Raw genomic sequence first — 11,456 nt, forward strand, 5'->3', positions numbered from 1 at the left:
CATAACGTGCGTTTAATAGTGATGAACGGCATCGAAGATATAAGGCTTCTTTATGACTTTGCTTTGGATACCCTTGATATCCTTGTTAGGCAGTTTACTCTCTTCATTTACAGGTAAGCTATCTCGCAATCAGTCGACTGCAATCACCTTGATTGCACCCACTGTGGCCCTTTTACTGGCCATCAATTTAGCTCCCGCAGTATTTGCTGGGGAAGCGATCCGCGCTACTTTAGATTGGGTACCGATACTCGATCTGGACGTGTCTTTCCGTTTGGATGGATTGGCACTTTTGTTTGTTTTTATGATCTTAGGTATTGGTATATTAGTTATTATTTATGCCCGCTATTACCTGAGTGAAAATGATTCAATGCCCAAGCTGTACGCATACCTAATGCTATTTATGACGGCAATGTTGGGTATTGTTATGTCTAACAATGTGATCCAACTATGGGTATTTTGGGAATTAACCAGTATCAGCTCGTTTTTGTTGATCAGCTATTGGTGGCATAAATCGGAAGCTCGCAAGGGTGCAAAAATGGCGTTGGCTATCACCGGTGGTGGTGGCTTGGCATTGCTAGCTGGTCTGTTATTACTTGGTCATATTGTTGGCAGTTATGACTTAGATATTATTCTTGCTAGCCGTGAACTTATTCAATCTCACAGTCTATATGAAGTCGCATTGGTATTGGTTTTACTTGGTGCATTTACTAAGTCAGCTCAATTTCCATTTCATTTCTGGTTGCCTCACGCTATGGCTGCACCTACGCCAGTTAGTGCATACTTGCACTCGGCGACGATGGTTAAAGCTGGTATCTTCTTGCTAGCGCGTTTCTATCCAGCGTTAGCGGGTACTGAAATTTGGTTTATCTTAGTCGGCTTGACGGGCTTAGTGACTTTATTAGTCGGTGCTTACATTGCGTTATTTAAGCATGATCTAAAAGGCCTCTTAGCCTTCTCGACTATCAGTCACCTAGGTTTAATTACTTTATTGCTTGGTCTTGATACCGAGTTGGCTACTGTGGCTGCCATTTTCCATATTATCAACCATGCAACGTTTAAAGCGTCTCTATTTATGGCAACGGGTATCATTGATCATGAAACGGGCACTCGAGACATGCGTAAACTAAATGGTATGTGGCGATTTATGCCTTATACCGCAACGTTAGCAATGGTTGCAGCTGCATCGATGGCTGGTGTGCCTTTACTCAATGGTTTCCTATCGAAAGAGATGTTCTTTGCTGAAACACTGCATCAGCAATTACTTGGTTCTATGTCATGGTTGATTCCAATCCTCGCGACGATCGCGGGTGCCTTCTCTGTTGCTTATTCAGCACGTTTCATTCATGACGTCTTCTTTAATGGTGATCCTGTTGATTTACCCAAAGAGCCTCATGAAGCACCGCGTTATATGCGTGTGCCAATTGAGATACTCGTGGCGTTGTGTTTAATTGTCGGTATGTTCCCTAACTTTGTAGTAGATGGTATTCTACAACTTGCCTCCGGTTCCGTACTGGGAACTGAACCGCCTGAGTTTTATATCGCAATTTGGCACGGTCTCAACTTACCATTATTGATGAGTGCTATAGCTGTTTGTGGTGGTTTGTTAATTTATACTCAGCGTAGATACTTATTCCAATTCCAAGCTTCTTTGCCGCCTATAAATGCGAAAAAGGGCTTTGAAAAAACCATGCACTCAGTGGTGATATGGAGCCAAAATAAAATCAGCGCCATTGAAAACGGCTCTCTTCAACGTTATTTAATGCTAATGCTATTAGTGGTTCTATTGAGCGCCGGTTGGCCATTGTTTGAAATGAGTCAGCTGGTTGGTCAAAATCAGTTAACTCCCGTAGATATACACAACGGTATTGGTGCAGGCTTACTCATGATAGGTGCGATTGGTACGGTAATATGGCACCGTACTCGCATGGTTGCGCTACTGATGATTTCTGTCGTTGGTTTAATGGTTTCTGTAGCGTTTACGCGTTTCTCTGCACCAGATCTTGCGCTTACTCAGCTCACAGTAGAAGTTGTTACCATTATTCTATTAATGTTGGCGCTATTCTTCTTACCGCAAAAAACACCTAAAGAGTCAAGCTCAATTAGAACGTTAAGAGATCTGGGTATTGCTTCAGCAATTGGTGTCATTGTTGGTAGTATTTGTTATGCACTTATTACACGTCCATTGACGTCTATATCGGATTTCTTTGTTGCCAATGCGAAAACCGGTGGTGGTGGTACGAATGTAGTAAACGTGATCCTAGTGGACTTCCGTGGTTTTGATACATTGGGTGAAATCGTAGTGCTTGGTATTGCAGCATTGGGCATTTATAAGTTAATTATCCACTTGCCGTTATTTATGCCCGGAAGTGACTCCGAAGGCAGGCCTTGGGCTAAAGAGCGTTATCCGTTATTACTTGCGTCTATTTCGCAAAGCTTGTTACCACTTGCATTGTTAGTGTCTTTCTATATTTTCTTACGTGGACACAACTTACCTGGCGGGGGCTTTATTGCTGGCCTTGTCACAGCTATTGCATTTATTTTGCAGTACATAGCGCACGGCTCTAATTGGATTGCAGAACGCTTCACGTTGAATTATAGAAAAATAATTGCTTCGGGCATTGCCATTGCTCTGTTGTCTGGACTTGGCAGTTGGGCATTTGGCCGTCCATTCCTAACCACGTGGTTTGATTATTTTGATATTCCTTTGATTGGTGAAATTGAACTCGCCAGTGCCTTAGTATTTGATTTAGGTGTTTACATTACCGTCGTTGGCGCGACCCTGATGATCTTAGCAAGTTTAGGTAAGGTCACTGCGAATACACCAAAAGAAGAGGTGAACATTTAATGGAGCTTTTGTATTCTTCATGCGTAGGCCTGCTTGTAGCCTGCGGCGTATTTATGATTTTGCGCGCTAGGACCTTTCCTGTCGTGCTTGGTTTGACAATGTTGTCCTATGCGGTGAATTTGTTTCTGTTTGCATCGGGCAGGTTGTCAATGAACCAAGCAGCTGTATTAGGGTATAGTGAAAGCTACGCAGATCCCCTTCCTCAAGCGCTGGTTTTAACGGCGATTGTAATTGGATTTGCGATGACAGCTTTTGTGGTAATTCTGGCAATTCGTGGTCGTGCTGATTTGGGTAATGACCATGTAAATGGCACAGTACCAGATAAGCCAAAGGCTGTTTCTCGACAAGCTAAGGAGCAAGGTAAAGCATGAGTCAACATTTAACATCTTTACCTGTCTTATTACCAATGTTGGCGGCAATTTTAATGTTAATGCCGCCATGTGGAAAAAACCTTAAAATAAGACGTTATGTTTCTGTGCTGATGGGACTGGTTAGTACGGTTGCATCAGTCAGTTTGCTTGCATATGTTAAAACACATGGTACGCAAGTATATGCAATTGGTGATTGGTCAGCGCCATTTGGTATTGTTTTAGTTGCAGACCCACTCTCTACGTTATTGGTTTCATTGACTTCATTTTTAGGTCTAGTATGTGCCTTGTATAGTTGTGCTGGTGATGATGAGTTGGGTAGTTTCTTCCATCCACTTCTTCATTTTTTAATCTTGGGTGTCAATGGCGCATTCTTAACCGGTGATGCATTTAATCTCTTTGTTTTCTTTGAAGTACTGTTAATTGCTTCGTACTCTCTGCTTATGCACGGTGGAGACAAGCGTAATACCCGAGCAGCACTACAGTATGTCATTTTGAATCTCGTTGGTTCATCGGTATTTTTGATAGCTTTAGGTATTTTGTACGGTACCTTGGGCACGCTTAATATGGCAGATATGGCTACCAGAGTTATGGAGTTGCAAGGTGATGACGTTTACCTTGCGAAAATAGGTGGCTTATTGCTACTCGTTGTCTTTGCTCTAAAAGGCGCTTTGCTGCCACTTCACTTATGGTTACCAAACACATACTCAACGGCCATGCCGGTCGTTGCTGCATTATTTGCGATCATGACTAAAGTGGGTGTGTACTCGATGATGCGTGTTTATACACTGATCTTTGGAGAGCAAGCAGGTGAACTAAGCCATATGGCGCAACATTGGCTTTGGTGGTTGGCGATAGCGACTATTGTTATGGGGGCCATTGGTGTATTAGCGAGTCAAGATTTGAGAAAGATGGTTGCCAATTTAGTGGTTGTGTCTGTAGGTACATTGGTTGCACTGGTGGCGGCGCAAACAATAGATAGCAGCGCAGCGGCTATTTACTATCTAGTACATTCTACACTGGTTTCAGCCGCCTTGTTCTTAATTGCGGACTTGGTGAGCAGACAAAGGGGTAAAGTTGCAGATAGGATCACCGCGGGCAGACCTGTTGCTCAACCACTGTTTTTAGGAGGCGCGTTTATTTTTGCGGCGGTAACCGTTATTGGTATGCCTCCTTTATCAGGGTTTGTTGGTAAGGTTTGGATTCTTAAATCTACGTTAGAGTTTGCGCACGGACACTGGTTTTGGCCAATTTACTTGATTGCTAGCTTAGCGGTATTGGTGTCAGTATCTAAAGCAGGTAGTACTGTGTTTTGGCACCATACAGGTAAAGGGGAAGCTAATACCGAAGAAAAGGCCCATCCCGTGCAAGTTGTCGCTGTTCTGCTACTGGTGGCAGCTTCGCCATTGATGGTCATTTTCGCGGGCCCAATGTCTGACTATGCCCAATTTGCCGCAGTTGAATTACATAATTTTTATGGCCTTATTCAACATGTATTAGGAGGCAAGTAAATGAGATTAGAAGCGAAATATAAATGGCTACCTACACCATTTAGGAGCCTTTTACTATTTTTAGTATGGTTACTACTGAATAATACCATTGCCCTTGGGCACGTTATTCTCGGGATCGTTTTGGCTATTTTGATCCCATTAATTACGCACCCGTTTAGAACCAAGCAGCCTTTGGTTGTGAGGCCTTTTCGTGCACTTAGGCATTTAATGCTAGTGCTATATGATATTTTGACTGCGAATATTGAAGTAGCGATAAAAATACTGGGCCCGACAAAAAAGTTAAAGCCAGGGTTCGTAAAAGTGCCATTAGATCTACAAGAAGCCATGCCAATTACAATTTTGGCGAGTACCGTTTCATTGACACCCGGCACAGTGAGTGCAGAAGTGTATCCATGGCCAGAAACGATTGAAGATGAAAACGAAGCATGTCAGAAGTTTTTGTTAATCCATGTTCTGGACTTGGACGATGAAGAATCATTGATAGCGACCATCAAATCACGTTATGAAGCGCCTTTGAAGGAGATCTTTGCATGTTAGATACGATCATCTTGATTGTTTTTGCCATGATTGGCTTAGCTTTGTTGCTAAACTTATGGCGTTTAGTCGTGGGCCCGTCTGTACCTGACAGAATATTGGCGTTGGATACAATGTATATCAACACAATTGCACTTATCATTTTATATGGTATGAGTATGGGCACATCTTTGTATTTTGAAGCAGCACTATTGATAGCGTTACTGGGTTTTGTAAGTACAGTAGCAGTGTGTAAATATCTGCTTCGTGGCGATATTATCGAGTAAGGGCAATTGATGGATATTTTAATTTCAATTTTGCTTTTGATGGGCGGAGCATTGGTTTTGGTGGGCTCTATTGGCTTGGTTAAAATGCCAGACTTTTTTATGCGCCTACATGGTCCGACAAAGGCAACCACACTTGGCATGGCCTGTTTGCTGTTTGCTGCAATGGCGTACTTTAGCCAATATGGTGACGGGTTTACGCTAAAAGAGATTTTAATTTCTTTATTCTTACTAATCACCGCCCCAATTAGCGGGTATATGCTGATCAAGTCTGCGATTCATCATCGGATAGACTCCTCAGAGAAAACCACCGGTAAAGAGAATATAGAAGAAGACTAAAAATCAATTAAAAAAGCTCGACTAGCAATCGAGCTTTTTTATTATCAAAATACCTCGCCACTGAAAACGCTGCTTCATTTATTTTATTCTTGCGAATTGTCTTTTCATGAATTAAGTTTAAAAAATTCATAAATTTAAAATATGTGAAATATAATATTTTAGGATTTTATAAACTTGGAAACACGCAATAAGCCTTAATGATAAAACTCATTGCACAGTAGGAAACTCAGAAAATTATAAGGTCGTATATGCAGCAGATGTCTATTAAAAAAAAGCTGATGTTATTTGTCACAGCTTTAGTTGTGGCTATTATTGTGATCCTAGTGATGACGACTTGGCTTCACCTGCAAGAAGAGAATGAAAAACAAAGTGAGCAGGTACAAGAACTGGTCTTAAAAGAAATCCGAGCTGGGTTAGTTTCGAAAGGGCAATTTTATAGTCAACAAATATCGGGCTATCTTAATGAAGCATATCGAATACCTAACTCTCTAGCAGGTGCAATCGAAGCAACTCTAAACAGTCCGTTAGACAGGGATGGAGTAGAAGCGTTATTACGCGGAGCAATAAACAAAAATGATAATGTTTCTTCAATTTACAGCCATTTTGAAAAAAATGCGTATGATCAAAAAGACAATCAGTACGCTGCTGGTGCTTCTCATTCGGCCCCAAGAGCTGGGTCACTAGAGCTATACTTTACTCGTGAAAGCGCAGGTGTTGTTCAACACCAAATAGAATCAGCAGACGCAAAGTATAACGAGACACGTAACGAGTTTGGGATCAGAGAATCTGAGTGGTACTTGTGCGCAAGAGATAACAACACGCCCTGTATGATGGAACCATATGTTTATGAAATCTCGCCAGGGAATAGCATGTTGATGACTTCGTTGACGGTGCCAATTCAAGATGGAAATCGGTTCAAGGGACTTATTGGCGTTGATGTAAATTTACCCGAGTTACAAAAACTGGTTGAGGAGTTATCGAACTCTTTATATGACGGTGAAGCGCAAGTCTCTCTACTAAGCGAAATGGGGCTAATTGCTGGTGCCAGTCATCATGCAAGCTCGTTAGGTAGACCTCTGTCTGAGGTCATCAATCAAAATCTGGCGCAAAACCTACAAACGTTACATAGAGGAAGTGGTTACACTGAAGTAGGCGATGATATTGTTACGTCGGTCCCAGTAAATATCGAGTTAGCTGGGGTTACCTGGTCTTTAGTGATTCAAGTACCAAAAGAAAAAGTTATGGCATCAGCTTACATAATTAGTGAACAGCTATATGAGTCTGCAAATGATCTAGGCGTTTGGATGACATTTTTAGGGCTGATAGTTGTGGCTGTGGCAATTGGTTTTAGTTTGTTTTTAATAAATACGATTACTGGACCTTTATCTTATATCGAATCCCGAGTTGACAATTTAGCGTCTAGTGAGGGCGACCTAACCCACCAGTTAGAAGTGAGTCATCACGCAGAGCTGATCTCATTAGCCGCAGGCTTTAATCGCTTTACAAATAAGCTGCGTGGGATGATTGAAGATCTTAAAGCCTTGGCCCATCAGTCGTATCAACAATCCCATGTTACGACTGAGGCTGCAATTAATATCAAAAATAAGGTATCAAACCAGCATATTGAAATTGATAATGTGGTGACGGCCATAAATGAGTTAAGTGCGACAGCCTGTGAAGTAGCAAGAGCATCAGAACAGGCAGCAACAACGACAGATAGTGCTGTTAAGACCGTGCAGAGCTGCGAGCAAGATATATTAAATACAACTCATACCGTTGATGAAATTGCTGAGCAAGTCTCTGTGGCGCAAGATGCTTTCCATCGCGTGGCGGAAAGAAGTGGAGACATATCAAAAATATTAGATGTGATCCGTTCTATTGCAGAGCAAACTAATTTGCTAGCGTTAAACGCTGCAATTGAGGCGGCCAGAGCAGGTGAACAAGGCCGAGGCTTTGCGGTGGTTGCAGATGAAGTTAGGTCACTGGCGTCAAAAACACAAGCTTCAACAGATGATATCAGTACCCTGATTGAGAACCTACAAAATGAGATCCATGGCTCTGAAGAAATTATCGAAAAAACTGTAGATAAAGGTCATAGTGCGACGACCCTGTGTCAAAAAGCGGCTACGTCTATGAGCTCTTTAGTGTCTGAGTTATCTAATATATCTCACGAAGTGACACAGATAGCAACGTCGGCAGAAGAACAAAGTATGGTCACTGAAGAAGTGAATATGAACATGACTGGGATTGCAGACGCGGCAAAAGAGCTAGCAGGCTACGCAGATGAAGTTGAACAAGCAGCAAGCACCATGACTCAGCTAATGGAACAAAAGCATCAGCAGCTTAACTTTCTAAAAACTTAGTTTTCCTGTGAGATTTGAGTGAGTTGCTAAACTGCACTGGCATTATAATGCTGGGTTAGCTAGAATAACTGTAAATATATACAGTTAATCAGATGTATGAAGCTTTACATTGCAGAAAAACCTTCTTTAGGCAGGGCTATTGCTGAAGTGCTGCCTAAACCACATAAAAAGCAAGACGGATTCATTGAAGTTGGCAATGGGGATTGTGTGACGTGGTGTATTGGTCACCTTTTAGAGCAAGCAGAGCCTGAAGATTATGATCCTAAGTTCAAAAAGTGGTCGACTCAGGACCTACCAATTGTCCCATCTGAATGGAAGTTTAAAGCCAAACCAAAAACCAAAAAGCAACTTGCAACCGTAAAGCGATTGATCAAAAGCGCTGGTGTGGTGGTTCACGCAGGAGATCCGGACAGAGAAGGGCAATTACTTGTTGACGAAGTAATTCAAGAGGCGAAACTTTCCAAAACTAAAAAATCGACCGTAGAGCGCGTACTCATTAGTGACCTTAATCCTAATGCTGTTAAAAAAGCGCTGCAAAAGTCTAAATCCAACACGGAGTTTATGGCACTGAGTATTTCAGCTTTAGCCAGATCTCGTGCAGATTGGTTGTACGGTATGAATTTAACGAGGGCGTTTACACTTGCTGGACAAAAAGCTGGAGTGCAAGGTGTGCTGTCAATTGGTCGAGTGCAAACACCTGTTTTGGGATTAGTAGTTCGTCGCGATGAAGAAATCGCCAGTTTTGTTTCAAAGCCTTTTTATGAAGTCATAGCCAAAATATCAAAGGAAAGTGGTGAGCAATTTGAAGCAAAGTGGCAACCGAGTGAAGCGTGTGTCCCCTACATGGATGAAGAAGGGCGAGTACTTGTTAAAGGGCTTGCTGAAAATGTAGCTAGAAGAATTACAAATCAGTCTGCTGAATTAACAAAACTCGACAAGGTGCCTAAGAAACAAAACCCGCCTTTGCCATACAACCTGTCAGCATTACAGATTGATGCAAACAAACGTTTTTCGATGTCTGCTAAGCAAGTTTTAGATATTTGTCAGGCGTTGTACGAAAAACACAAATTAATCACTTACCCAAGGTCAGACAACCGTTATTTACCAAATGATCATTACTTTGAACGCAATGACGTTTTAGCGGCTGTGGTTAACAACAAAGGCTGTGAGGAGAAATTAGTCGCAGACGCAAACACATCGTTAAAGAGTAAGTGTTGGAATGACAAAAAGGTTGAAGCACACCATGCCATTATTCCAACCAAAAAGTGTTTAAAGTCAGCTCAGTTAGGGCATCAAGAGATACAGGTCTATGGGCTTATTTGTACTCAATATCTTGCGCAGTTCTATCCTGCTTATGAGTATTCCCAAACTAAAGCTTATTTAACCATTGCGGGTGGCAACTTTATAGCTAAAGCGGATACCGTTATTAACAAGGGGTTTAAAGTTTTATTTAAGAGTAAAAAAGCAGACGCTGAGCTCAAAACGCAGTTACCAATACTTGAAGTCGGTGAACCACTACACTGTAATGAAGGGGTTGTTAACGAGAAAAACACTCAGCCCCCAAGTCACTTTACCGAAGCAACACTCTTAAGTGCGATGACAGGTATTGCACGGTATGTAAAAGACAAAGAGGTCAAAAAGGTACTTAAAGAGACGGATGGACTGGGTACCGAAGCAACTAGGGCGGGTATTATTGAATTACTCTTCAAAAGAGGATTTTTACAGCGAGAAGGTAAATCAATAAAATCGACACAACTTGGCAGCGGATTGATTAATACGATCCCTGCTCATTTGTCTTTGCCAGACAGAACCGCTCTGTGGGAATCTCAGCTTACTAATATCGCACAAAAATCAGCTTCTTATTCGCAGTTTATGACACCACTTGAATCTGAACTTTCAGATTTAGTTAGCTTATCGCAATCTATAAATACTAATGCTCTTAAAGGCGTGCAGGCACCAAACCCATTTAAAAGAAGAGGCGGAGGTAAGGGGCGCCGAAAGACCACTCGATATAAAACTAAAACAAAGAGTTGATAACAATTGGCTTGTAATGTGTAAACCTGACACTATATAGCTAATAGAATTGAAATAAAGAATGCACGGTTATGGAAAATAAAATCACATTAACACCAGAAAACATTCAACAGGTGCTTGCGCCATCTAGCGCTGATCATCTTGTGCTATTAAGCTTTTTTAGTGCTCAGCACCCAGATTGTGTTGCACAAGCGTCAATCTTGGATGAATTGGCAACTCAATACAGTAGCAGTATTACAATCGCTACTTTGGATTGTGATGTACAGCAAGCATTGGCTGGACAATTAGCTCAGCAGGTGGGTCTTCAAGCTTTACCAACTGTAGTTGTTTTAAAAGGTGGCTCACCGGTTGATGTATTGGCTGGTCCAAAAAGTAAAGAAGAGTTCACTAAAGTACTGACCGAGCACCTCCCATCTCCGGAGCTAATTTTGTTAGAACAGGCAAAGCAAGCTTTAGCAAATGGTGACCTAAATAGTGCTTACTCAAGTGCTAAGCAAGCTTATGATGTCGCAAAGGGTAACCCTCGAGTAAATTTAGTTTTTGCTGATATTTGTATTCAGATCCAAAAACTAGATGATGCAGAAGCGTTGCTAGGAACGATCCCTGAAGATCAGAAAGATGCTTACTTTAACAACTTGCAGACGAAACTGACGCAAGCAAAAGATGCACAGGAATCTCCGGAAATAAAACGATTGACCCAAGCGGTTGAAGAAGCTCCAGACAATCTAGAGTTAGTTTGTCAGCTGGCTCAAGCACAAGTAGATGCAGGGAAGAAAGAAGACGCGTTGGCTTCTCTATTTAAAGTTTTGAGTAAGGACTTGTCTTTTGGCGAAGCAAAGAAAGGGTTCTTAGATATTATTGCTTCATTGCCTGAAGGTGATAGTACTGCAGCTACATACCGCCGTAAGTTATATAGCCTGCTTTATTAATCGAATAAGATCTCAGCACAATAGATATTGTGCTGAGAAAATGTTTGCAAGATCTCAGATTTGTACAATACTTAAAGCCCTCTTCGAAAAATTGTGTCATTTAGATTAAAATATGATTACAGAGCATGTGGTTTTGAGGTGTTTTGTTGTTATTTTGTTCGAAAAGACTCTTTTTCTAAGTTTTCTATAAAAAACACTTGATCCTATTTTGGATCTCCCTATAATGCGCACCCACTGACACGGCGGGATGCAGCGAAAAACGCAAAGCAA

Annotated in this window: 9 protein-coding genes; all 9 read left to right on the plus strand. The window is 41.6% G+C overall.

The features are described from left to right. Positions 1-52: 52 nt before the first annotated feature. Entirely contained in the window at positions 53-2,845 is a 2,793-nt protein-coding gene (locus N480_RS02295) for a monovalent cation/H+ antiporter subunit A (protein ID WP_063370910.1), read from the plus strand. Further along, complete coding sequence (locus N480_RS02300; RefSeq protein ID WP_063370911.1) at positions 2,845-3,216, plus strand: Na+/H+ antiporter subunit C; 372 nt, start codon at positions 2,845-2,847, stop codon at positions 3,214-3,216. The genes N480_RS02295 and N480_RS02300 overlap by 1 nt, the downstream gene beginning before the upstream one ends. After that, a complete protein-coding gene (locus tag N480_RS02305; RefSeq protein ID WP_063370912.1) occupies positions 3,213-4,724 on the plus strand; it encodes a monovalent cation/H+ antiporter subunit D in 1,512 nt (503 codons plus the stop codon). Before N480_RS02300 ends, N480_RS02305 begins: the two co-directional genes overlap by 4 nt. Then, the gene (locus N480_RS02310) at positions 4,725-5,261 is read left to right on the plus strand and encodes a Na+/H+ antiporter subunit E (protein ID WP_063370913.1); all 537 of its coding nucleotides are present in this window, start codon (positions 4,725-4,727) and stop codon (positions 5,259-5,261) included. It begins immediately after the preceding gene. Next, positions 5,255-5,524 carry a K+/H+ antiporter subunit F gene (locus N480_RS02315; protein WP_063370914.1) on the plus strand — a complete coding sequence of 90 codons (270 nt, stop codon included), beginning with the start codon at positions 5,255-5,257 and terminating at the stop codon, positions 5,522-5,524. The genes N480_RS02310 and N480_RS02315 overlap by 7 nt, the downstream gene beginning before the upstream one ends. Positions 5,525-5,533: 9 nt before the next feature. Then, a complete protein-coding gene (locus tag N480_RS02320) occupies positions 5,534-5,860 on the plus strand; it encodes a Na+/H+ antiporter subunit G (protein ID WP_419554933.1) in 327 nt (108 codons plus the stop codon). Between the two features lie 248 nt (positions 5,861-6,108). Next, complete coding sequence (locus N480_RS02325) at positions 6,109-8,223, plus strand: methyl-accepting chemotaxis protein (RefSeq protein WP_063370916.1); 2,115 nt, start codon at positions 6,109-6,111, stop codon at positions 8,221-8,223. A gap of 96 nt (positions 8,224-8,319) precedes the next feature. Continuing rightward, on the plus strand, positions 8,320-10,257 hold the full coding sequence (locus N480_RS02330) for a DNA topoisomerase III (protein WP_063370917.1): 1,938 nt from the start codon (positions 8,320-8,322) through the stop codon (positions 10,255-10,257). 71 nt (positions 10,258-10,328) lie between these two features. Next, positions 10,329-11,186 (plus strand): tetratricopeptide repeat protein, encoded by an 858-nt coding sequence (locus N480_RS02335; protein WP_063370918.1) that lies wholly within the window; start codon positions 10,329-10,331, stop codon positions 11,184-11,186. The last annotated feature ends 270 nt before the right edge of the window (positions 11,187-11,456 follow it).

It is taken from the genome of Pseudoalteromonas luteoviolacea S2607, from assembly GCF_001625575.1.
Lineage (GTDB): Bacteria > Pseudomonadota > Gammaproteobacteria > Enterobacterales > Alteromonadaceae > Pseudoalteromonas > Pseudoalteromonas luteoviolacea_E.

Excerpts from the sequence above, each read along its gene's own strand:
- N480_RS02300 (WP_063370911.1), top strand. The coding sequence starts at position 2,845 with ATGGAGCTTTTGTATTCTTCATGCGTAGGCCTGCTTGTAGCCTGCGGC.
- N480_RS02315 (WP_063370914.1), top strand. The coding sequence starts at position 5,255 with ATGTTAGATACGATCATCTTGATTGTTTTTGCCATGATTGGCTTAGCT.
- N480_RS02310 (WP_063370913.1), top strand. The coding sequence starts at position 4,725 with ATGAGATTAGAAGCGAAATATAAATGGCTACCTACACCATTTAGGAGC.
- N480_RS02335 (WP_063370918.1), top strand. The coding sequence starts at position 10,329 with ATGGAAAATAAAATCACATTAACACCAGAAAACATTCAACAGGTGCTT.
- N480_RS02295 (WP_063370910.1), top strand. The coding sequence starts at position 53 with ATGACTTTGCTTTGGATACCCTTGATATCCTTGTTAGGCAGTTTACTC.
- N480_RS02320 (WP_419554933.1), top strand. The coding sequence starts at position 5,534 with ATGGATATTTTAATTTCAATTTTGCTTTTGATGGGCGGAGCATTGGTT.
- N480_RS02325 (WP_063370916.1), top strand. The coding sequence starts at position 6,109 with ATGCAGCAGATGTCTATTAAAAAAAAGCTGATGTTATTTGTCACAGCT.
- N480_RS02330 (WP_063370917.1), top strand. The coding sequence starts at position 8,320 with ATGAAGCTTTACATTGCAGAAAAACCTTCTTTAGGCAGGGCTATTGCT.
- N480_RS02305 (WP_063370912.1), top strand. The coding sequence starts at position 3,213 with ATGAGTCAACATTTAACATCTTTACCTGTCTTATTACCAATGTTGGCG.